Source organism: Paraburkholderia sp. CNPSo 3274, assembly GCF_024206475.1.
GTDB lineage: Bacteria > Pseudomonadota > Gammaproteobacteria > Burkholderiales > Burkholderiaceae > Paraburkholderia.
The window spans coordinates 158,345-180,562 of sequence record NZ_JAMBPR010000005.1; the positions used below are offsets into that span (position 1 = coordinate 158,345).

The window sequence follows — 22,218 nt, forward strand, 5'->3', positions numbered from 1 at the left end:
CGCCTGTCTTCGCGCCATTGCCAGCGCCGCAAAGTCATCGATTGTCCTGAACAATGATGACGTGCGAGACAAGCGTGCATGCGTGCTACGGATTACCCCCCATATGTCGACTCCCATCCCCCTCCAAGCGCTTTACAAAGCGTAATGAGATTCGTGGCCGCCGAGGCTCTGCTTTGCTCGAGATTGCTTTGCGCTTCGAGCAACTGCTTCTGCACGTTCAAGACGTCGAGATAATCGAGCGCCCCGGCCTTGTACCGCTCCCGCGCCACCGAGAGCGCGCGCTGGTTCATCGTCACGGCCTGGGCCAGCCGGTCGCGGCGGCGCTGCTCCGCGTCGTAGGTGACCAGCGCGTCGTCCACCTCCTGCCACGCGCGCAGCACCGTCTCCTTGTAGGCAATCGCGGCTTCCTGTTGTTGCGCCTCACGCAGCTGGAGCGTCCCTTTCAGGCGACCGCCTTCGAATATGGGAAAGGTAATGGAGGGGCCAGCGACAAACTGCCCGGACGCCCAACTGGCCAGACTCGAGAGTTGAAGACTCTGAAAGCCCGCGCTGCCATTGAGCATGATGCGCGGATAAAAATCGGCCTTCGCCACGCCGATCGATGCCGTCGCCGCGTGCAACTCGGCTTCCGCCTTGCGGATATCCGGCCGGCGCTGCACGAGTTCGGAAGGAAAGCCGATCGGGACCTGCGCGGGCAGCACGGGCACCTCCTGCGTCGCAGCCAGTGTCTGCCGCAGCGCGCCTGGCTCCTCGCCGAGCAGCAGGCCGATTGCATTGATCGTCGTTTCGGAGTGCGATTCGAGCGTGGGAATCAGGCTTTCGATATTCTCCACCTGCGCAGAAGCGTTCGAGACATCGAGATCCGTGGTGACGCCTTCACGCGCGCGCACCTGCGTGAGCTTCAGCGCGTCGTTGGCGATGTCCAGATTTTGATGCGCGATTTGCAGGAGTTCCTGCGTGCCGCGCAGGTCGATATAGTCTCGCGCAAGCTCAGCGCGTGCGCTCAGCAAGACCGCGTTCCGGTCCTCATACGAGGCTTCGGAAAGCGCCGTCGCCGCTTCCACGCTGCGTCGCACGCGGCCCCAGATATCGACCTCCCATGAAGCGTCGAAGCCGACCTGATACAGGTTGTAGGCGGGCGAACCCTTGGAGCCCGGCATCGCCGACACGCCGAGGGGCGCGCTGCCGGAGGCAGACTGCGGCTGACTTTGCGACGGCGTCACGCCAAGCAGCGAGAGAATGCCGTTTTCACTGCCGCGTTCGCGGTAATACGACGCGGCGCTGTCGAGCGTCGGATATTCGGCTGCGCCCGCCACGCGGCGCTCGGCCCTGCTTTGCAGCAAGCGCGCGGAGGCGGCCGCCACGTCCAGGTTCGCGTCGGCGAGTTGCTTTTCCAGGCCGTTCAATACCGGATCGTTGAAAAGCGTCCACCATTCGGGACCAAACTGCCCTTCCACGGCTTTGCTCGGCGCCTGCGCTATCTGCGTGCGGTTGAAGACCTCCGGCGTCTGCGACTTCGGAGGTTCGAAGTTGGGACCGAGCGTGCAACCGCCTATTGCCACGCAGGCGAGAACCGTGAGGGGAATCGCGCGGATAGTACATTTGCTCGTGTTCATTTTCTTTCCGCTCCCTCGGCCGTCGCGTCTGTGCCCCGGCCAACGGCCACTTCCGCTTCCACCGAGAGCCCAACGCTCAACTGCGCTGCAGCAGGCTGCCCGCGATCGATCGTGATTTTGACTGGCACGCGCTGCACCACCTTCGTAAAGTTGCCCGTTGCGTTGTCGGGCGCGATCGGCGCGAAGCTCACGCCGGTCGCCGGCGCCAGGCTGTCGATGCGGCCACGAATCACCACGCCGGGAAGGCTGTCGACCGTCACGCGCACGCTTTCGCCGGGCCGCATATGCGTGATCTGGCTCTCCTGGAAGTTGGCGACGACATACGCATCCGAAAGCGGAACGATGGCCAGCACGGGGGCGCCGGGCGTCACGAATGCGCCGACCCGCGCCGACCGGCGTCCCACCTTGCCATCGACTGGCGCGCGGATCTCCGTATAGGAGAGGTTGAGCTTCGCCTGTTCAAGCACCGCTTCGGCGTGTTGAAGTGCACCGGCGGCCTTGTCTCGCTCGGTGCGCAGGACGTCCAGATTCTGCTGGGTGGCCGTCAGCACCGCCTGATCGTGCGACTGCTGCGCGAGCTGCTCGGCGAGCGTGCTCGAAGCCTGTTGTTGCTCCTGCGCGGTCCCCGCACCCGCCGTGGAAAGGTTCTGGTAGCGCGAAGCGTTGGCCCGCGCGAAGCCGATCGCCGCCTCGTCGGAGCGCAGCGTGGCGCGCGCCTGATCGACGAGCGAGGGCTGGCGCGCGATCTCCGCCTCGAAGTTCGCGACCGACGCCTTCGCCCCCACCACCTCCGCCTCGGCGCTCATCAAAGCGGCGCGAAAGTCGCGGTCGTCGATTCGCACCAGCAGCTGACCCGCCTTCACGTCCTCGTTGTCATTCACCAATACGTCCGTGATCTGCCCCGCGACTCGCGGCGCGACGAGCGTGAAATCCGCGGTGACGTAGGCGTCGTTCGTGGATTCCGAACTGGAGTGAGACAAAAGCTTCGTGCCGGCCCACACAGCGACGACGATGACGACGATGACTGCTGCAATACGAAGCCATTTCAACCTGGACGGTGTGGGGGTGGGTTTGGTCGATGACATGAAAAACGTACCTCATTTCGAAGCGGGCGGCGTAGTGCTCCATGGCGGATAGATACGCACCGGCAGCACAGGAACAAGAAGAAGCAGAGCGAGCGCAATGCACGCCATCACCCGATAGAGATCGGCGGAAGTCAGAACGACGGCCTGCTCGTGAATACGGTGCGCGAGTTGCCCCAGCGCGTAGGGTATGTCGAGGCCAGGGCTTGCCACCAGTGCGCGGTTTCCCAGTTGGTCGACGAGCATGCTCGAATGGAAATGTTCGCGCGCGGTGCCCACGCCCTCTATGAGACCCGTCGCGATTGCGGCAGCGAACGTCTTGACCGTATTGAACATTGCCGAAGCGAACGGGCCCTCTGTTGGCGGCAAACCCGTTGTGACGCCCATGAGAATCGACATGATCACCATCGGCTGGGCGATGATCTGCAGCGCCTGCAGCGCGTAGAAGTTGTCGCGAATCCACTCGGACGTCATGAAGCTCCCGAGTGCGCATGTCGCGAACATCAGCGACAGACCTATCGCGATCACCCAGCGATGATCGGCGCGCCGCGTATTCAATAAAGCGGCCGTCAAAGGCAGCGTAATCAGCAGCGGAATGGCAAGCAACAGCGAGAGCGGCGCCGTCTGCAGCGGCCTGTACGTGTGAATTTGGGCGAGAAATTGGCCGGGTATGGCCGCGACGCCCACCAGCAGGATCACAGTGCCGAGCAAGGTCGAGAGTCCATGCGTGAAATTTCTGCGCTTCAGTAACTGGAGCTTGAAGAAAGGCACGGGCTGAAACCACTCGTTGACGAGGAAGACCACGAGCAGCAGGCCGCCTGCGCCGAACATGACGCAGATAAACTCCGATTCGAACCAGTCGAGCCGGTCGCCTTGCAAAAGCCCGGTCACGAGCATGGCAAACGCTGGGAAGCCTGTCATCAACCCGATCCAGTTGAACGAACGAAAGCGCTCGAGCTTGACCGGATCGGCGGGAAGCCCCTGCTGAATCGCGATACAGCACAGCACGCCGAGCGGAATGATTTGCCAGAACGCCATGCGCCAACTCACGAACTCCGTCCACAACGCCGCGAGCGGTGTGCCGAGCGCCGGCCCGAAGGTCGCCGTCAGCGCATAGCCGGCGAGCCCATACAGCTTGAATTTGGGCGGCAGATAGCGCAGCGCCACGATGATCAGCATGGGGGGCAGACATCCGCCCGCGACTCCCTGGCAGATACGCAAGACGTAGAGCGTCGCCAGGTTCGGCGCAAACGGGCAAAGCAGCCCGAAGAACATCGTGGCGAGCACGGCGCCGATCGTGAAGCGCTTCAGCGTAAAGGTGATGCCGAACCAGGGCGCAAATACCATCGTCGCGACGTTGGCGGCTTCGAAGAGCGAGGTCAGCCACGTCCCGTCGTCATGCCCGATCAGAAACGCGCCCTGGATATCGGCCATCGCTGCCGCGGTAACCTGTTCGTTGAGGATAGCCAGCAACGAAGCGAACAACATGCCGAGCAGGCCCACGACAATGCGCCCCGTAAACGCCATTTGCGCGGGGGCAGGCTGCGTCGGCGCCACGGCTTCGCGTACGGGGCCTGGCTCCTGCGCCTGCGGGGCCGTTGCCGCTTCCGGTCCAGTCGTCAAAGGGTTAGCAGTTGTCATGAGGATCGGCAACTTCTCTGGTTTCGTTAGCTGTGCTGTTTGATGTAGCTATTTCACTGCGAGGCAATTCAGCTTCCTGCGTCCGCACGCGATGCGATGACCACACCGTCGGTGCGCCGCGCATTGTTGCTGTTCACTGAGTGCTTTATTGTCAGAGATGAACCCAATTTCTTAAAGTCTCGCCTGGTCTGATTTTGGGCCATCTAGTACGAGAATTTTGCCAGGCCCTCCGGTCATGATCCGGCAGCGCGTGTGCGCTGCGGCAACGCAAACCTGACTGATTACGCATGGGTCATTTCTGCACGCTTTTGAGCCAATCCAGGTTGCGAGGCGCTACCAGGCGGCACACGATGCTTAGAATCGCGACGTATGCATCCAGGCCGCGGGTTAATCGCGGTAGACACGATTAACGAAGGTTTGAAAACGAACCAGCAACGGTAGGCGCCGAAAGGCTTTTACTTTTGTTATCCGTTTGCAAGAGACTCAGATTGGGAAGTCAAGATGGACAGATTACGCGAGATGGAGGTTTTTGTAGCCATCATCGAACGCGGCAGCTTCAGCGCCGCATCCGAAAAATTCGGCTTGTCGCGAGCGGCGGTTTCGCGGGCGGTCAACTCGCTCGAAACGCGCCTGGGCGCCCAGCTCCTCGCGCGCACGACACGCTCGGTCCGGCCCACGGACGCGGGCGTCGCTTACCTCGACGCCTGCCGCAAGCTGCTGGATGGCATCACCGACGTGGAGTCGCATATCGCCGCGGATCCCGCGAACCCCGTGGGCACGCTCACGATCACGGCGCCGGTCCAGCTCGGCCAGCGCTTCATCGCTCCGCTAGTCAACGCCTACACCCTGCGCTATCCCGACGTCAGCGTGAACGCGGTTTACCTCGATCGTCCCACGCGCCTGCTCGAAGAAGGCGTGGATATCGCCATACGTATTGGTCATCTCGAAGATTCGTCGACGTTCGCGGTGCGGTTGGGATCCGTGCGGCGTCAGACCTTTGCGTCTCCCGCTTATCTCGCCGAGCGTGGAGAACCCGTGCATCCGCGAGACCTGGTCAGCCACCGCTGCGTTTCCTTTACCGGCGTTTCCCAACCGCTCGAGTGGATGTTTTACGACAATAATTCAAGAATCCCCGTAAAGCTTCAGCCGCGATTGATTGTCAATCTGGCACCCGCCGCCATTTCGGCGGCGGAAGACGGCGTCGGTATCACCCAGTTGTTGTCTTATCAGGCCGCGAGTGAAGTCTCTTCTGGAAATCTGGTGCCCATTTTGCGGGCATACGAGCCCGAATCGACGCCGGTCAACCTGCTTCATGTCGAACGGCGCGGAACGAGCGGAAAGATTCGGTCCTTCGTGGAGTTCGTTACCGAAACGTTGCGAAACAATCCACACCTTCAATGTGAAAGCGGCGTGACAAGCGAAGGCGAATGTGCGCGGCGTCAAGGCAATCGCGAACTCGAAACGCATTCCGAAGCGCGTGCGCAATATCTACAGCCACTGATTCATTAAATCGACAACTCAGCCGCAATACGAAGTTCGCGGTAGGCACTCACGAGCGCGTCGAGGCTGAATGCGCGATTCAAGCCGCTTGGGTTCGGCAGAACCCATGCGCGCGCGCCGCCGAAGTTGCTGGATTGCAGACCCCACTGGATATCTCGCGTGCCGGACATTTCGGCAAGCGCCATCTTGCCAAGAAAGGCGATAAACCGTGGCGCGTAGTGTTGAACCTTCAGTTCGAATTGCGCCGCGGCAGCTTGAATCTCCGCTCTCGACAATTCGTCCGCGCGCGCCGTCGCACGCGAGACCGCCGTAGTCAGACCAAAGCCAACCTGCAGCAATTCACGGTCGTTCTCGGGGCGAAACTCCCCCGGCGTAAAGCCAGCGCGATGGAGAACTCGCCAAAACCGGTTCCCTCGGCCATCGAAGTGGCGCCCCGTGGCCACCGCACGCATGCCCGGATTGATCCCGCAAAACAATACCGACAAACCTGGCTCGATGATATCGGGAAGGAATGGCGCGGAACGGGCGTTCGCCAACTCCACCAGCGAATCGTCGCTATGCACTCGCCTCCCCCCGGAATCGCTGGCGATATTGTTTTGGCGTGACATTCAGGCGCCGCGAGAACGTCGTGCGCATATGCGTGGCGCTATGAAAGCCGCATTTGAATGCGACCGTCTTGAGCGGCGAATCCGTGTCCTCCAGGAGCTTCCTCGCCGTGTCGACGCGAACCTGCTCGACGAATACGGAGGGCGTGACCTTTGCATTTTTGGCGAATATGCGCGACAAGGTGCGCCGGCTCACGGCAGCCGCGCTCGCTAGCGCCTCGATCGAAAGCGTATCGGTGATATGTTCGCTCACGTAGCGATATACCTTGCTGAGTATCGGGTCCTCGTCCTTGCCGGCGCCGATATACGGGCTGTACTGAGACTGACCGCCTTCGCGCTGGATATACACCACCAGTCGCTTCGCAACCCGCACCGCTAGTTCGTGTCCCCAGTCTTCCGCAACCAGCGCCAGGCACAGATCGATGCCCGCGGTCACGCCCGCCGACGTGAATAGCCGCCCGTCACGAACGAAAATCCGGTCTGGCTGCACATTGGCGTGCGGGAATTCATTGGACAGGCGGCCGGCATCCGACCAGTGGGTCGTCACTTCCTTGCCGTCGAGCAGCCCCGCATGCGCCAGCACGAATGCGCCGTTGCACACCGAACCAAAGCGGCTTGCACTGCGCGCCTGATTTTGGAGCCACGCCAGAAACTCGTTCGACGGATGAACGTCGGGCAACTGCGGCCCACCGGCTACGAGGAGCAGGTCCCATTGAACGTCGCGGTCGGCATAGCCAAGCGAGACCGCCAATTGCATGCCGTTCGAGCAGGTCACGGCGCCCGCCTCACGCCCTACGAGCGTCACCTCGTAGCGCTGATGTTCGGAAAGAAACGTGTTCGCCTCGGCAAACACGTCGAGTGGGCCTGCAACATCTAGCGCCTGCACACCATCGAATACAACAATGGCGACTTTCATGCCGTGACCTTCAGTGATGGTAGCTATGTTTGCGTCGTACTGCGGGCCGGCGCGAGATCGACACGCCGTGTCCCGACAAGGACCGTCCGGGAGCTTAACGCATCGTGGATAGCTGATGCCGTCTGTCCCCGGAAAAAGTATTTTGCTTCGGTGTAACAAATCCTCGGCCAAATCCCAAGCGTCGTTAGTTCTCGGCAAATTGGGAGGCGTGGCCCAAAACGTCCACTAATTGGCAGGCGGCGGCACCATGCGCGCGTATCTCTCGCTGCCTCGCTTAACTAGACTGTGTTGACGATTGCGGCTGGGGAAACAACCCGGGCGTACCGGGTAATTTCCCGCTCAGGACGGCGATTGTGACGCGCGCCTGTCCCAGGTTGAACCGTGGGCGGACCGGAAGGCGTTATCGCCGTCACTCCACGTGTTGCGCTCGATATTGGACCGCACACCGACCAAGGGCAGATTCATCATGTTGAAGGAACGTCAGACCTCTTTCCTGTTCGGGGGCAATGCCCCTTACGTCGAAGAGCAATATGAAACTTACCTGGCTGACCCGGATGCCGTCACCAGTGAATGGCGGGCGTGGTTCGATGCACTGCGCGAAACGCCCGCTATCGATGGCAGCGATCGCGACGACGAGCCGCACGCCCCCGTCATTTCCAGCTTTGTCGCGCTTGCGAAGCGGTCGCCGCGCGCGATCGCCCAGGCCGATACCGCGCTCGCCAGTGACTCCGGCCTTGGCCTCGCACGCAAGCAGGTCGCGGTACAGTCGCTCATCGCCGCGTTCCGGACGATCGGCACGCGCACGGCCGATCTCGATCCGCTGATGTGGACGCCGCCACGCGCCTACGCCGAGTTGACCCCCGCCTACTATGGCCTGACGGCCACGGACATGTCGACGACATTCAGCACCGCCGACACGTTCCTGTTCGACGACGACGCCACGCTGCAAGAGCTCGTCACGGCGCTGGAGCGAACCTACACGGGCACGCTCGGCGCCGAGTTCATGCATCTTACCGACGCAGAGCAGCGGCGCTGGTGGCAGATGCAGCTCGAATCCACGCGAGCCAGGCCGTCGCTGCAGGCCGCGGAAAAACGCCGGCTCCTGGAACGCTTGAGCGCAGCAGAAGGTCTCGAGAAGTACCTTCACGCGCGCTACGTCGGGCAAAAGCGCTTCTCGCTCGAAGGCGCCGAATCGTTGATTCCGATGCTCGACGAAGTCGTCCGCTACGGTGCTTCGAAAAAGTTGCGCACGGTGGTGATGGGGATGGCGCACCGCGGACGCCTGAATGTTCTGGTGAATATCGTCGGCAAGCCGTTGCGCGCGCTGTTCGACGAGTTCGATGGAAAGGATCCCGAAAGACTTCCCGCAGGCGACGTGAAATATCACAAGGGCTTTGCGAGTTCGGTCGATACCCCTGAGGGGCCGGTTGAAGTGATGCTCGCGTTCAACCCGTCGCATCTGGAAATCGTGAACCCGGTTATGCAAGGCATGGCGCGCGCCAAGGGCGAGATCCTGGGCAGCGCCGACGGCGTCGAGGTTCTGCCGGTCGAGATTCACGGCGACGCGGCGATGTCCGGCCAGGGTGTCGTGATGGAAACCTTGAGCCTCTCCTATACGCGCGGACACGGCACGGGCGGCACCCTTCACATCGTCGTCAACAATCAGATCGGCTTCACGACTTCCGATCCGCGCGACACGCGTTCGTCGTTCTACACCACGGACATCGCGAAGATGATCGAGGCGCCCATTCTGCATGTGAATGGCGACGACCCCGAGGCCGTCGCGATGGCGGTGCGCCTCGCCCTCGACTATCGCACCGCGTTCAAGCGGAGCGTGGTCATCGATCTCGTGTGCTTTCGCAAATACGGGCACCAGGAACAGGACACGCCAGGCATCACGCAGCCGCTCATGTATCGCGCGATCGCGAGTCATCCTGGCGTGAGAACACGCTACGCGCAGAAGCTGATTCAACAAGGCGTGTTGACAGCCGAAGAAGCCGAGGGCTACGTCAGCGCGCGGCGTGAGCTTCTCAAGCGTGCGAATGAAACCGACAGCTCCGATGCTTCCTCTTCACGCGAGGAAGCGGTGAGCCCGGTTTCCTCCCCCGCCCCTTCGACTGAAACGCTGCGCAGTCTCGCGCATCAGATTTCGACCGTTCCTGAAGGCCTTGCGCTTCATCCGCTCGTCAAGAAGATGATGACCGGGCGGCAGGAAATGGCCGCGGGAAACCGGCCGCTCGATTGGGGCATGGGCGAGCATCTGGCATTCGCTTCACTGCTTGGCGCTGGGGTCAGCATTCGACTGAGCGGGCAGGATAGCGCGCGCGGGACGTTCAATCATCGTCACGCCGTGTTGCACGATCAAACGCGGATGAACCGGCCGGATGGCGTTTATATTCCGCTCGATCATATCGGTGATGCAAGTGGCAATGCACAGGGCCACTTTAGCGTGACGAACTCCATCCTCTCCGAAGCGGCTGTGCTCGCTTTCGAGTACGGCTATACGACGGTGAACCGCGATGCGCTGGTGATCTGGGAAGCGCAATTCGGCGACTTCGCAAACGGCGCGCAGGTGGTGATCGACCAGTTCATCGCAGCGGCCGCCGCCAAATGGGGGCAACGCAGCGGCCTGACGCTCTTCCTGCCTCACGGGCAGGAAGGCGCGGGACCCGAGCACGCATCGGCGAGGCTCGAACGCTATCTCCAGCTGAGCGCGCAGGACAACATGCGCGTCGCCCAGCCGACCACGCCCGCGCAGCTATTCCATTTGCTGCGCAAGCAGGCGCTCGCGAGCGATCGCCGCCCGCTCGTCGTCATGACGCCCAAGTCGCTGTTGCGGCACCCGGAAGCGGTCAGCACGTTCGAAGAGTTGAGCGAGGGTGAATTCCGCGACGTTCTCCCGGATACACAGGTCGAGGCGTCGCGGGCTTCCAGCGTCGAACGCGTCATCGTGGCCACGGGCAAGGTGTATTTCGAGTTGCTCGAGCATCGCCGCGCGAACGCGACCGACACGCCGATCATTCGCGTCGAACAGCTTTATCCGTTTCCCGCAAAACAGTTGGCCGCCGAACTCGCGCGCTATCCCAACCTGAAGACCGTCGTCTGGTGCCAGGAGGAGTCGCGCAACCAGGGCGCATGGAGTTTCGTCGAGCCGCAGTTACGCGAGCTTCTGCCTTCGGGTGCGAAGCTGGTCTACGCCGGTCCTGACGCCGGTGCATCGACAGCGCCGGGCTACCATTCGGCGCACGTGGCCGCGCAATCTGCGCTGGTCGAGCAGGCGTTCACGGGGTGACGGCGCATGCGGGTCGCAATGATGCTCTATGCGGGGTTTCAACTGCTCGAGGTGAGCGGCCCGATGGATGTGTTTCATGCAGCAAATCGCCTGTACGGCGGCGCGTTTTATGAACCGCACCTCGTCGGGACCTCGTGTGGGCCCGTGCTGTCTTCCAACGGCATCGCGGTGGGCACGACAGAATGCCTGTTCGAAACGAGCGCGCCGTTCGACGTGGTCGTGGTACCCGGGTCTCCAGTGGTCAGTTCGGCGCGTGAGCATCGCGAACTCGTAACGTGGCTCAGCGACGCGGGGCCCAGCACGCGAAGGCTAGCCTGCATTTCCAATGGCGCGTTTCTGCTGGCGCGCGCCGGCGTTGCCGACCGTCGCTGGCTGACCACGCATTGGCACGACGCTCACCGCCTCGCAGCCGAATATCCACGGGTGCATGTCATGTCCAGTCCCGGCTGCCTGAGGGATGGCAACCTCTATTCATCGGGCGGCGCATGCGCCGGTATTCATCTGGCGCTGTCGATCGTGCGGGAAGACCTTGGAGAAAGTGCGGTGGGAACGATTGCCAGAATGTTGTTGAGGCAGCCGCATTGAAGCGCTGCGAGCGCGCGCAAGGAACGCCATGATAGACGCGAATCTGATTCATAAGGCACTCGCCAATCCACTCCGGCGCGACATCCTGGCGTGGCTGAAGGTCCCGGTGGATGCCTTTCCAGAGGGCCATGTCGATTTGGGTCGCGGCGTGCCCGCACACGCCATCCAGGCACGCAGCGGGCTCTCGCAGTCGACCGTTTCGGCACACCTTGCCGTACTGGTCGAAGCGGGACTGCTCGTTTCGACGCGAGTCGGGCAATGGATGTTTCTTTCACGTAATGAAGAAGTGATACGGACATTTGCCGAACAGATTTCCCTACATTTATAGGAGGAACTGGCGTAGCGCGAAGTTGCGTGCGAGGCAGATCTTTCCGTGGAAAACACGCAATGGACAAGCTGGACATGATGCGGATATTTGTCCGCATAGCGGAAGAAGGAAGCTTTACCGGCGCGGCCTCGCGCCTGAACATTCAAACAGCCAATGCGTCGCGGGCGGTCACACAACTCGAATCGCAATTGCGCACGCGTTTGCTTCATCGGAGTACCCGGCGGCTCTCCCTAACCGAGGCGGGCCAGCGCTATCTCGAGCGATGCGAGCGGATACTTGCGTATGTCGACGAGGCCGAGGCCGAGGCGGCCAATGCGCAGGTCGATCCCTCCGGGCGGCTGCGCGTTCATGCGTCGCCGAGCTTCGGCCAGGCCTATGTGGTCCCGGCGCTCGTGCGTTATCGCGAGCGTTATCCCGCGGTGTCGATCGAGTTGACGTTGTCGCAGCATGCGCCCGATATCATCGAGGCAGGCTACGACGTGATGCTTCAATTGAGTACGACTGAGTTACCGGACTCGCGGCTCGTGTCGCATCGGCTAGGCGATGTCCATAACGTGTTGTGTGCCGCACCCGCCTATCTGGATGCACACGGCGTGCCGCACACGGCGCACGACCTTGAAGGTCACACGTGCCTGCAGTTTGTTACGTCGTTTTTTCCGCGCGATCGCTGGCATCTGAACGGCCCCAACGGCCGGGAGACAGTGGCGTTCCCGAAGGCGCCCGTCGAAATCAATCTTCCTGATGCACTCAGTGTCGCCCTTCGCGAAGGCGTGGGCATCGGCGCGCTGCCGATGTCCACGGCGTTAGCCATGCTCGATAGTGGCGCGCTGGTTCGTGTATTGCCGGCATATCGTCTGCAGAAGCTTACCGCCTATGCGGTGCACGCCTCGCGAAAGTACCTTGACGCCAAGATCAAGACGTTCATGGATCACCTGCGCGAGGCGGTGCCCAAAGCGCTCGCCGCGGATGCGCAAGCGCTGTGCCGGGCCACTAGACTACCCTAGCCCGCGTTTCCCTTGTGATCGCGCGCGGCTACACGTTGCGCCGCGGGTTGTGACGCACTCGCAGACGCAGCCATTTCGTTTTGCTTGATGATCTTTTCGATCTCGCCGTCGGCTTGCGCATCGTACTGCGCGAAGACGTCGGTGCGATAGCGCGTGTTTTTCGCCGCGCCGAGCTGCGAGCCGGAATCGTCGCGCGTATCGGTATCCACCGTCATCGAGAGGCCGATGCGCAACGGACGCGCCGCGAGTTCGCGTGGATCGAGCTCGATGCGCACCGGCAGGCGCTGTACGATCTTGATCCAGTTGCCCGTGGCGTTCTGCGCCGGCAGCGTCGCGAATGCGCTGCCCGTACCCGCCGAGAAGCCTTCGATTCGACCGTGATACTTCACGCTCGAGCCATAGACATCCGAAGTGAGCGTCACCGGCTGGCCGATGCGCATGTGCTTGAGCTGCACTTCCTTGAAGTTCGCGTCCACCCACACACCGTCGAGCGGCACGATCGCCATGAGCGGCGTGCCAGGCGACACGCGCTGGCCGACCTGCACCTGGCGCTGCGCCACATAACCCGTCACCGGCGCGGGCAAGGTATCGCGGGCATACGCGAGCCACGCAGCGCGCACCTTCGAGGCGGCCGCCAGCACATCCGGATGCTGTTCGACCGACGTGCGATCGGTCAGCGCGTGATTCGCCGCCCCTTGCTGGCGTGCTGCGTCGAGCGCGGCCTGTGCGGCCTGCACGGCGTCGCGCGCGTGGGCGATGTCCTCGGCGGAAACGGCCCCCGAGTCCGCCACCGCCACGCGGCGGCGCAGATCGTCGTTGGCGCGAGCCAGGTCCGATTCGCGCTGCGCCACGTTCGCGGCATAGAAGTCGTTGTTGACATAGAGCCCGCTCACGCGGCGCACGGTTTGCCCGAGCAACGCTTCGGCATCGGCCAGCGCGATTCTTGCGTCGGCAGGATCGAGCGTCACGACAGGGTCGCCCTCCTTCACGATCTGCGTGTCGTCGGCGTTGACGGCGACCACCGTGCCCGTAACCTGCGGCGTGAGCTGCACGAGATTGCCGCTCACATAGGCGTCGTCGGTCGATTCGTGAAAGCGGCCTTCCGTGCAGTAGTACGCGCCATAGGCCGCGCCCGCAATCAGCGTAACGGCGCCAAGCAACACGATCAGGCGCTTGCGGCGGCCCGGAGGCGTGGCCTGCTTGTTGTCTTGGGCCGGGGCCGCTTGCGCGCCGCCTTTCTTCTCGTCGAGTTGATCCACCGCCTCGCGGTCGGTCGTGATCGTTTCGCTCATTTCAGTTCTCCTGACTGGTTTGCAAACATGCCGTTCAACGAGCCGCGGCAATGACGGAATTGGCTTGATGGGTGGGTTGGGCGGCAACGTCCGCCCGGTGGCCGGTATCGGCTGAGGTGTCGACATAGCCGCCACCCAGATCCGAAGCCAGCGCGATCTGCTCGTCGCGGCGATCCATCTTCAGGTTGGCGATGGCTTCGTCGGCGTTCAGTGCCGTGACGTCGGCGTTGAGCACCGTGAGCTGATTGGTCAGGCCGCCCTTGTATTGCGTGATCGCGAGCTGGTCGGCGTCGCGTGCCGCCTGCTGCGCGGTTTGCGCATCGACGAGCTGCGCATCGCTCGAGTGAATCTGCGCAAGCTGCGTGGCTACGCCGCTCAGCGCACCAATGAGCGTCTGATCGTAAGCGGCCACCGCGTAATCGAACTCGGCGTAGCGGCCCTTCAACTGCGCGCGCAGCTCGCCCCCATCGAAGATCGGCAGATGGATCGCGGGGCCCGCCGAGGCCGTGCGGCTCGCGGCGGTCAGGAAGCGGCCGAAACCGAACGCGTCGAGACCGATCGCGGCGCTCAGGTTGATGTCCGGATAGAACTCGGCCTTGGCTTCCTTCACCTCATGCGTGATCGCGTCCACGCGCCAGCGCGCCGCGACGATATCTGGGCGCCGGCTCACGAGGTCGGCGGGCAGGTTGTCCGGCAAACGCACCTCGTCGCCCACGCCGAGCGTTGGCCGCGTGATCGCAAGTCCGCGGTCGGGGCCTTTGCCCATCAGCGCCGCCAACTGGTAGCGCGTGGTCAGAATGCTGCCGTCGAGCGCGCTCACCCGTGAGCGGCTTGTCGCCAGGTTCGCCTGCGCGGTCTTGCGTTCCACTTGCGTGTCGAGGCCCGTGGCAATGCGAGCCGCCGTGATGCGGTCGATCTGCTCGCGGCGCGTGACTTCGTCCTGCGCGATGTCGCGCAACGCGTAGAGCCGCGCCAGCTCGTTGTAGGTGCGTGCGATCGAGGTATCCAGCGTGAGCTTGACCACTTCCTCGTCCGCCTCGCTCGCGGCCGTCTCCGAAACGGCCGCGCGCAGCGCCTCGCGGTTCTTGCCCCACAGGTCCAGATCGTAGGAAGCGGTGAGCAGGCCCTTGTTTTCTGTCTGCCACGAGCCCGCATACGGCGGCGGAATCAGCGCCGTGCTGCTGTACTGCTGGCGTGTGAGCGTGTAGCTGGCGTCCACGCGCGGCAGCGTGCCCGCCTTCGCGGTTTCACTATAGGCCTGCGCCTGGGCCACTCGCGCCTTGGCCTGCTCGACGGTCGGGCTGCCCTGCAGCGCTTCGGCAATCAGCGCCTTCAACTGCGCGTCGCCGAACTGGTCGACCCAATCGGCAGATGGCCAGTGCCCCTGCTCTTGCGGCAGACTCTGGGCCGTCTCGAACTGTTGCGGCTGGGCCATCTTTGCGTCGCTGTGGATGCCCGCATAGTTTGCGCATGCCGCCAGCGTAGCCATTGCGATCGCCGATACACCCAGCTTCAGCGTACGGGCACCGATGCTTGATTCAGAAGTCTGCGATTTCATTTTCTGACTTATCAGATTAATGGTTGAAAAAAAGCGCGGCGCCGAGGCCGCACCGTTCAGTCGTCTGTGAACTTGCGAAGCAGGCGGTTCAGTTCGGCAAACTCAGCCTTGGTGAATTTGCGCAGACGTGCGTTCAACACATGCGGCGCGACTTCCGGAATCTGCGCCGCCGTTCCCAGTCCTTTTTCCGTCAGGTTCAGATTGACCACGCGACGGTCGTCTGCGTCGCGGGAACGCTCCAGCAGACCCTTCGTTTCCAGCTTGTCCAGCATCCGCGTCATGAGGCCCGTATCGATCCCGAGCAGCTTCGACAGTTCGAATGGCGTGGTCGCCACACCCTGCTTCAGCGAAAGCAGAATGCCCATTTGCTGGCCCGTGATGTCGAGGTCCTTGAGCGCCGCGTCCATCTCCGCGACGACCAGATTGCGCGCCTTGACGATCCTGAAACCGACACTTTCCGTGAGCATGAAATTTCTCGTCGTGTAGTGGTCCATCGCGACATCCTCCGTGTTGAACATCACAATATCTGCATTATCAGATATTGTCAAGTGAACACGCGAGACCAATTTGCCCGCTGAACCGGGTTCAACTGCGGTAATCAGTGTCCGCCAGCGCCTGCCGCGCCCGCGCCGCCGCCCTTGACCGGCCTCGTCACCCAGATCAGCGGGATGATGACGATGAAGATCACCGCCGATATCCAGAAGATGTCGTTCAACCCCAGCATGGTGGCTTGCGCGTTGAGCGAGCTTTCGTAGAAGGCCGTGGCCTTGGGAAGGCCGCCTCCAAGCGTCGCCTGCAGGTGCGCAATCGCGCCGGTGAAAGCGGGATTCTCCACGCTCGTTTGCTCGGCGAGCCGTGCGTGGTGGAGGATTGTGCGGTCGTTCCAGCCGTTGCTCATGAGCGACGTGCCCACCGCACCGGCGAAAATGCGCGCGAAGTTGGACAGACCCGCGGCCGCCGGAATCTCGTCGGGCCGCAGACCCGAGAGGATGATGCCGGTGAGCGGCGTGAAGAACAGCGCCGTTGGAATGCCTTGCAGCAGCGTCGGCAAAATCAGCGTCCACGCATCCACGCCGGTCGTATAGTTCGCGCGCATGAAGAACACGGCAGCGAAGCCAACGAAGGCCAGGGTGGCGAGCACCCGCAGATCGGAGCGCGGCATGATCTTGCCCATCACGGGGGCCAGAATGACGGCGAAAATCCCCAGCGGCGCGGTGACGAGCCCTGCATCCACCGCGCGGTAGCCCAAAAAGCCCTGAATCCACTGCGGCAGGATGACGAGGTTTGCAAAGAAGATCGCATAGGCGACCGAAATTGCGATCGTGCCGCCGAGAAAGTTGCGTTTGGCGAACAGCCGTAAGTTGACGATAGGCTTTTCCTCGGTCAACTCCCAGATGAGGAAGAACACGAAGCTGACCGCCGCGACAATGGTGAGCGCCCAGATGACCGGCGAGCTGAACCAGTCGAGATCCTTGCCCTTGTCGAGCATGATCTGCAGCGGCGCGACCCAGGCGATGAGCGAAATCAGCCCGACCTTGTCGATGGGCAGTTTGCGTGCCGGCGTCTCGCGGTCGCGGTAGATCGCCCATATCGCGCCGGCGGCAAAGAGGCCGACCGGTACGTTGATGTAGAAGATCCATGACCAGCTGTAGCTGTCGGTGATCCACCCGCCGAGCGCCGGGCCCGCGATCGGCCCGACGGTGGCGGTCATCGCCCACAGCGCCAGCGCATTCGAACTCTTTTCCTTGGGGAACGAAGCGAGCAGCAACGCTTGCGACAACGGCACGAGCGGCCCCGCCACGGCGCCCTGAACGATACGGGCGATGAGCAGCGTCAGCAGGTTCGGGGCCAGACCGCACGCTGCCGACGAGAGCACAAACAGCAGGATCGCCCAGACGAACAGCTTGACCTGGCCCACGCGCTGCGTCAGCCACCCGGTCAACGGAATGGACACCGCATTGGCCGCGGCAAAGAGCGTGATGACCCACGTGCCTTCGTCGATCGACACGCCGAGGTTGCCGGAGAGCGTGGGAATCGCGACGTTTGCAATCGACGAATCCAGCACGTTCATAAAGGTGGCGAGCGCCACGGCGAAGGTGCCAAGTGCGAACTTCGCGCCCGTCAGCTGGGGCAGCCCGCCTGGGTTGGTCGATGGATTCATGTTAGGTTCTCTCGTCTGGATGCGAATGTCCCGTCAAGCACGGGCCGTTATCTGACATGTCTGATAATTGGGCAAAAAAATGGCGCATTAGCCATGGAGCAGCCTGGAAAGCAGCGTGGTCAAGGCGTCGAAGTCGGACTTCGAGAGGTGCGAGAGCCGCTCGCGCCAGGCGCCAGGCGCGACGTCTGTGTTTCGGGCCGCGACCAAGCATCCCTCCCGCGTCAACGAAACGTCCACGAGGCGCCGGTCCGTGCCATTGCGCGCGCGCTCCACGAGCCCGCTGGCTTCGAGCTTGTCCAGCACGCGGGTCATCCGGGCGGGGTGAACGCCAAGCAGCTTCGCCAGTGCCGCCGGCGTTTTCGCGCTCCCGCCGGACAGCGTCAGCAGAATGCCGCGCTCCTGCAGGTTCAGCCCGGCGTCCTTGAGCCCTGCCCTGAGTTCAGTGGCCATCAGGTGATGCGCCTGACCCAGCACGAACACCAGTTTCTGCGTCCGCTCGAAATCTTCGCTGACGGGATCGTTCATCGATTGCCCTCCTAGATATCTGATGCGGACTATATCTGACATTGCAGATTTATGCAAACTGGTTTCCGAGCTTGTGCGAGACGAGCGAGCGCATCGATCCGGCCCGCAACCGCCCACTGCGCGCGATACGATACACCGTGTAAAAAGTGATGTGAACGGCAAGCGATTATCGATCGTCGTTCTTCGAAGCTATATTGTTCCGGCGGAAGTCCGGATCGACGCACTCTTTTATCAGGAGAATCGAAGCATGACTGACAAACCGCTTACTCTGGGCATCGATCACGTCGGGCTGACCGTGCGCGATCTAAACCTCACCCGTGACTTCTTCGTGAATTGTCTGGGCTGGAAACAGGTTGGCGAAAGACCCAGTTATCCAGCTGCGTTCGTTTCGGACGGGCACGTCATGTTGACCCTCTGGCAAGTGACCGACCCGAGCCGCCTCGTCGAGTTCGACCGGAAAGTCCACGTGGGCCTGCATCATCTTGCCTTGCGCGTAGGCAGCGAAGAAGCGCTCAACGATATCTACTCGCGCGTGTCCGCCTGGCCGGGCGTGAAAATTGAATTTGCACCAGAAGACCTCGGCCCGGGGCCGAAACGCCACACCATGCTCTACGAACCGGGCGGGATCAGGCTCGAATTCGACCACGATCCGCGCACACAGGCCTCCTGAGCATCGCAGTCAACCGCGCGTAAGCACCCGCGCGGTCAGGTCTATTCTATTTAATCAGTTATCCAAAGTTATATAAGCGTCATCTGCATAACCTTGCGCCGCGCATCATCGCACCCGACTTGCTCCCATTTGTTCCTGTGACTCACAACTGTTTGTCCGCGTCCTGTATTCAAACCGGGGGCGTGGATGCGTAAATTGATCGTCATCGGAGCAGCAAGCCCGATCAGAAAGATAGTCCAACTTACTTCGAGGTTCATATGAGTCAATCCCCCAAAGTCGTCGTGGTCACTGGTGCATCGCAAGGCATCGGCGCCGAAACGGCCAAGGCGTTCCGCGCGCTCGGTCACAACGTGGTCGCGACGTCGCGGAACATCAAACAGACTGACGATAGCAATCTCGTCGCAGTGGCCGGCGATATTGCCGACCCGGCCACGGCTCGCCGTGTCATCGAAACGGCCGTTTCGCGCTTTGGCCGCGTCGATACGCTCATCAACAACGCGGGCATTTTCGTGGCGAAGCCGTTCACGCAATACACCGCGGAAGACTACGCCACGATCACGGGCATCAATCTCGCCGGTTTCTTCCATATCACACAGCTCGCTATTGCGGAGATGGAAAAGCACGAGAGCGGCCACATCGTCAGTATCACGACGACGCTCGTCGATCACGCGATCGACGGCGTACCGTCGGTGCTGGCCTCGCTGACCAAGGGCGGTCTGGCCGCCGCAACGCGCTCGCTGGCTATCGAGTATGCCAAGCGCGGCATTCGCGCAAACGCGGTGTCCCCCGGCATCATCAAGTCGCCGATGCACGCGGTCGAAACCCACGCGGCGCTTGGCGCGCTGCATCCGATGGGTCATATGGGCGAGATGAGCGACATCGTGAACGCCATCCTCTATCTCGACTCGGCCGCCTTCGTGACAGGCGAAATCCTCCACGTCGACGGCGGCCAGGTCGCCGGCCACTGAAGCTGCACTGAACCGATGCGGAGTGCCGGTCGCCGGCGCTCCGTCCAACGATCACCGTCAAGGAAAGCGAAATGCCGATCGTCACAATTCAGGTTACACGCGAGGGCACACGGCCCGGCACGGATTCCGTCACGTCGGAAGAAAAGGCCCAACTCATCAAGGGCGTGAGCCAGCTCATGCTCGACGTGCTGAACAAACCGCTGGAGGCGACGTTCGTCGTCATCGAAGAGGTGCCAACGGAAAACTGGGGATGGGGCGGCCTGCCTACCGACGTCTATCGACGACAAAAGGGACTCATCAAGTAAACGCGCGGCCCGCTCGAGAGCGGGCTTCGCGCACAAATGCACCGGTCGCATCGTGGCGCTATCAATCTTCATCTGAGGCCTCGCATGAATACGGACGACGGACTTCGAACGCGATCGCGCAATAGCCGCGCAAATGCGGGCGCGATGGCAGGCGGCAAACACGCCTCGCGCCCGGACCCATGGGAGCAGACCCTCCTGCTACTCGACAGGCTTTGCGCGAAGGAACCCCGCGCAGAGGCCCTGAGCCCCGCTGAACTCACTGCCGGCCCGCACAGTAGCGACGGAAGGTGCCGTAAAAGCCGGGAAAAGCGCGATGTGTCGATCGACGCACCGTGCGCAGCCGTTGTCACGCTCCTCGAACACCTCTCCCCCAGAACGGTTGCGCTGCGCTGGTGCTCTGCCTCATGCCACTACGGCTATCAAATCTGGGTCTGCGCAAAGGCACGCCGGGCCGGCGTGTGCGCAGTGAGCGGCAAAGCGATCAGTCGCGGCGATATCATCTACCGGCCTTATACCCGCACGCCTGTCCTTCCCGTCAACGTGAACGCCATGATTCATCTTGCTGCTTTGGCCTGATGGAAGCAGTTCGGTAGTCTGATTCGGCACGCCAGGGGCTTGGGCCGGAATGCTCTGCAATCGGAAGTTGTGAAAACGTATTCAAGGAGAGCGTCATGAAGATTCTTATGGTTTTGACTTCGCACGACGAACTGGGCAATACGGGACGCAAGACCGGGTTCTGGCTCGAGGAACTCGCCGCGCCGTACTACGTGTTCAAGGACGCCGGCGTGCAGGTTGTGCTGGCGTCGCCCAAGGGCGGCAAACCACCGCTAGACCCCAAGAGCAACGAGCCGGACTTTCAGACTGACCTGACACGTCGCTTCGAAGCCGATCCGGCTGCGTTGTCGGACCTGGGCAACACTGCGAAGCTCAAGGATGTCGCCCATGACGAATTCGACGCGGTGTTCTACCCCGGTGGCCACGGTCCGATGTGGGATCTCGCCGAAGACCGTGATTCCATTAGCCTGATCGAGCGCACGATCGCAGCGGGGAAACCCGTTGATCTCGTATGCCACGCGCCCGGGGTTCTGCGACACGTTAAAGGCCCCGATGGCAAGCCGCTCGTCAATGGCAAGTCGGTCACGGGCTTTACGAATAGCGAAGAGGAAGCGGTCGGTCTGACCAAGGTGGTGCCGTTCCTCGTTGAAGACGAGCTCAAGGCGAAGGGTGGCAACTATTCGAAGGGCCCCGACTGGCAGCCGTATGTGCTCGAAGACGGGCTGCTGCTCACCGGGCAGAATCCCGCTTCGTCGGGGCCGGCCGCCAAGGCGTTACTGGCGAAATTGGGTAGCGGCCGCTGATCCCACCCCTCAAGCCGGCATCTCGCCGAACGCAATCCGCCCCGCGGGCAAAAACGTGAGCGAGATGACGGCGCCTCCCTTGACTTCCGGAAAGTGGCGGCTGCCCGGCGCGGGCGCCGTCCATCCGCCATCGCACCAGCCGTTCGGACCGGCGAGCGCAGCACCCGCATTCAGCGGCACGACGAGATTGATCTCGCCGTACGGGTGAAAATGGAAGTCGGCGCGAAAGCTGCCCTCCGGGTTGTGCTGGGTGTTATCCGTGCTGTCCAGCAGCACCGCCGTGGCGCTGAAGAAGAACGTCTGAGCACTGGGCGCGACCACAAGCGAGCGGCGGTAACGCGGGCCGGCAACCTCCATGTCGGCCGCCCAGCCGTCCTTTACGCCAAGCGTAATCAGCCGCGCCAAGTCCCTGTACAACGCGCTTTCAACGCCGTATTTCGCATTCAACCATTGCTCGGCCTCGACGCCCGCGGTCATGTCCTTGACCTCTTGCAGAAAGGGGAGGAGACGGGCGATCAGCTCGTCTTTGCTACTGGCGTATTGAGTCTGCGGCATAGTTGACATGGCACTTGTGAGCGTCGGAAACACAACGTTCCCCATGAGTGAGGAGCGAGCACGGGGCAATGGCCGCGTGCAAGCATTCTTCCTCACTGCGCCCACTCTATCCATCATCAATCGGCCAGATTTCCTATCGCATCGTCCATATTTTTGATGGCAACGGGTCACGTCATCGCGAGAGCGTTGCAACACCGGATCGCGAAACACCCGGTACACCACGAATGCCATCCACAACGCCAGCACGCCGAAACTCC

At 62.2% G+C, this 22,218-nt stretch carries 21 protein-coding genes and 1 pseudogene; 11 read left to right on the top strand and 11 right to left on the bottom strand.

Features of this window, described 5'->3' with window-relative positions; all coding sequences use genetic code 11:
* Nucleotides 1-92 precede the first annotated feature (92 nt).
* Genes M3I54_RS05050 through M3I54_RS05060 form a run of 3 tightly spaced genes read right to left on the bottom strand, consistent with a single transcriptional unit; the run spans nucleotide 93 to nucleotide 4,339 of the window.
* Complete coding sequence (locus tag M3I54_RS05050) at nucleotides 93-1,616, bottom strand: efflux transporter outer membrane subunit (RefSeq protein ID WP_254333560.1); 1,524 nt, start codon at nucleotides 1,614-1,616, stop codon at nucleotides 93-95.
* Entirely contained in the window at nucleotides 1,613-2,701 is a 1,089-nt protein-coding gene (locus M3I54_RS05055; RefSeq protein ID WP_254333562.1) for an HlyD family secretion protein, read from the bottom strand. The genes M3I54_RS05050 and M3I54_RS05055 overlap by 4 nt, the downstream gene beginning before the upstream one ends.
* Before the next feature lie 12 nt (nucleotides 2,702-2,713).
* Nucleotides 2,714-4,339, bottom strand: coding sequence for an MFS transporter (locus M3I54_RS05060; protein WP_254333564.1), 1,626 nt, complete (start codon nucleotides 4,337-4,339; stop codon nucleotides 2,714-2,716).
* A 519-nt stretch (nucleotides 4,340-4,858) separates the two neighbouring features.
* Between M3I54_RS05060 and M3I54_RS45090 the strand changes: the two are divergent.
* Together M3I54_RS45090 and M3I54_RS05065 are read left to right on the top strand one after the other, a co-directional pair.
* Nucleotides 4,859-5,014 (top strand): annotated as a pseudogene (locus M3I54_RS45090) (LysR family transcriptional regulator); the annotation flags it as partial.
* A 96-nt stretch (nucleotides 5,015-5,110) separates the two neighbouring features.
* Nucleotides 5,111-5,848: a LysR substrate-binding domain-containing protein gene (locus M3I54_RS05065; RefSeq protein ID WP_309249588.1), complete on the top strand. Its 738-nt coding sequence runs from the start codon at nucleotides 5,111-5,113 to the stop codon at nucleotides 5,846-5,848.
* Here M3I54_RS05065 and mug read toward each other — a convergent pair.
* The gene (mug, locus tag M3I54_RS05070; protein WP_254333568.1) at nucleotides 5,845-6,402 is read right to left on the bottom strand and encodes a G/U mismatch-specific DNA glycosylase; all 558 of its coding nucleotides are present in this window, start codon (nucleotides 6,400-6,402) and stop codon (nucleotides 5,845-5,847) included. The two genes, M3I54_RS05065 and mug, sit on opposite strands and share 4 nt — an antisense overlap.
* Nucleotides 6,395-7,360 (bottom strand): GlxA family transcriptional regulator, encoded by a 966-nt coding sequence (locus M3I54_RS05075; RefSeq protein ID WP_254333570.1) that lies wholly within the window; start codon nucleotides 7,358-7,360, stop codon nucleotides 6,395-6,397. The genes mug and M3I54_RS05075 overlap by 8 nt, the downstream gene beginning before the upstream one ends.
* Before the next feature lie 466 nt (nucleotides 7,361-7,826).
* Here M3I54_RS05075 and M3I54_RS05080 point away from each other — a divergent pair, with 466 nt between their 5' ends.
* Genes M3I54_RS05080 through M3I54_RS05095 form a run of 4 tightly spaced genes read left to right on the top strand, consistent with a single transcriptional unit; the run spans nucleotide 7,827 to nucleotide 12,569 of the window.
* Nucleotides 7,827-10,652: a 2-oxoglutarate dehydrogenase E1 component gene (locus M3I54_RS05080; RefSeq protein ID WP_254333572.1), complete on the top strand. Its 2,826-nt coding sequence runs from the start codon at nucleotides 7,827-7,829 to the stop codon at nucleotides 10,650-10,652.
* An 18-nt stretch (nucleotides 10,653-10,670) separates the two neighbouring features.
* Nucleotides 10,671-11,237 (top strand): DJ-1/PfpI family protein, encoded by a 567-nt coding sequence (locus M3I54_RS05085; protein WP_254333574.1) that lies wholly within the window; start codon nucleotides 10,671-10,673, stop codon nucleotides 11,235-11,237.
* Between the two features lie 28 nt (nucleotides 11,238-11,265).
* Complete coding sequence (locus M3I54_RS05090; RefSeq protein ID WP_254333576.1) at nucleotides 11,266-11,565, top strand: helix-turn-helix transcriptional regulator; 300 nt, start codon at nucleotides 11,266-11,268, stop codon at nucleotides 11,563-11,565.
* Between the two features lie 59 nt (nucleotides 11,566-11,624).
* Nucleotides 11,625-12,569: a LysR family transcriptional regulator gene (locus M3I54_RS05095; protein ID WP_254333578.1), complete on the top strand. Its 945-nt coding sequence runs from the start codon at nucleotides 11,625-11,627 to the stop codon at nucleotides 12,567-12,569.
* Here the strand turns inward: M3I54_RS05095 and M3I54_RS05100 are convergent.
* From M3I54_RS05100 to M3I54_RS05120, 5 genes are all read right to left on the bottom strand, one after another.
* Entirely contained in the window at nucleotides 12,566-13,861 is a 1,296-nt protein-coding gene (locus tag M3I54_RS05100) for an HlyD family efflux transporter periplasmic adaptor subunit (protein ID WP_254333581.1), read from the bottom strand. The genes M3I54_RS05095 and M3I54_RS05100 overlap by 4 nt on opposite strands.
* Before the next feature lie 34 nt (nucleotides 13,862-13,895).
* A complete protein-coding gene (locus tag M3I54_RS05105) occupies nucleotides 13,896-15,419 on the bottom strand; it encodes an efflux transporter outer membrane subunit (protein ID WP_254333583.1) in 1,524 nt (507 codons plus the stop codon).
* Nucleotides 15,420-15,475: 56 nt separating this feature from the next.
* A complete protein-coding gene (locus tag M3I54_RS05110) occupies nucleotides 15,476-15,913 on the bottom strand; it encodes a MarR family winged helix-turn-helix transcriptional regulator (RefSeq protein WP_254333654.1) in 438 nt (145 codons plus the stop codon).
* 104 nt (nucleotides 15,914-16,017) lie between these two features.
* Nucleotides 16,018-17,580: a DHA2 family efflux MFS transporter permease subunit gene (locus M3I54_RS05115; RefSeq protein WP_254333584.1), complete on the bottom strand. Its 1,563-nt coding sequence runs from the start codon at nucleotides 17,578-17,580 to the stop codon at nucleotides 16,018-16,020.
* An 87-nt stretch (nucleotides 17,581-17,667) separates the two neighbouring features.
* On the bottom strand, nucleotides 17,668-18,105 hold the full coding sequence (locus tag M3I54_RS05120; protein WP_254333585.1) for a MarR family winged helix-turn-helix transcriptional regulator: 438 nt from the start codon (nucleotides 18,103-18,105) through the stop codon (nucleotides 17,668-17,670).
* A 247-nt stretch (nucleotides 18,106-18,352) separates the two neighbouring features.
* Between M3I54_RS05120 and M3I54_RS05125 the strand changes: the two genes are divergently transcribed.
* The 5 genes from M3I54_RS05125 to M3I54_RS05145 all read left to right on the top strand — a co-directional run bounded on the left by M3I54_RS05125 (nucleotide 18,353) and on the right by M3I54_RS05145 (nucleotide 21,406).
* Nucleotides 18,353-18,775: a VOC family protein gene (locus M3I54_RS05125; protein ID WP_254333586.1), complete on the top strand. Its 423-nt coding sequence runs from the start codon at nucleotides 18,353-18,355 to the stop codon at nucleotides 18,773-18,775.
* A gap of 257 nt (nucleotides 18,776-19,032) precedes the next feature.
* A complete protein-coding gene (locus M3I54_RS05130; RefSeq protein WP_254333587.1) occupies nucleotides 19,033-19,743 on the top strand; it encodes an SDR family NAD(P)-dependent oxidoreductase in 711 nt (236 codons plus the stop codon).
* Between the two features lie 71 nt (nucleotides 19,744-19,814).
* Nucleotides 19,815-20,048, top strand: coding sequence for a 4-oxalocrotonate tautomerase family protein (locus M3I54_RS05135; protein WP_254333588.1), 234 nt, complete (start codon nucleotides 19,815-19,817; stop codon nucleotides 20,046-20,048).
* Between the two features lie 84 nt (nucleotides 20,049-20,132).
* Nucleotides 20,133-20,624, top strand: coding sequence for a DUF3331 domain-containing protein (locus M3I54_RS05140; RefSeq protein ID WP_254333589.1), 492 nt, complete (start codon nucleotides 20,133-20,135; stop codon nucleotides 20,622-20,624).
* 95 nt (nucleotides 20,625-20,719) lie between these two features.
* Entirely contained in the window at nucleotides 20,720-21,406 is a 687-nt protein-coding gene (locus M3I54_RS05145; RefSeq protein ID WP_254333590.1) for a type 1 glutamine amidotransferase domain-containing protein, read from the top strand.
* Nucleotides 21,407-21,415: 9 nt separating this feature from the next.
* Here M3I54_RS05145 and M3I54_RS05150 read toward each other — a convergent pair whose 3' ends face one another.
* Nucleotides 21,416-21,961 (bottom strand): DUF4863 family protein, encoded by a 546-nt coding sequence (locus tag M3I54_RS05150; RefSeq protein ID WP_254333655.1) that lies wholly within the window; start codon nucleotides 21,959-21,961, stop codon nucleotides 21,416-21,418.
* Nucleotides 21,962-22,218: the final 257 nt, after the last annotated feature.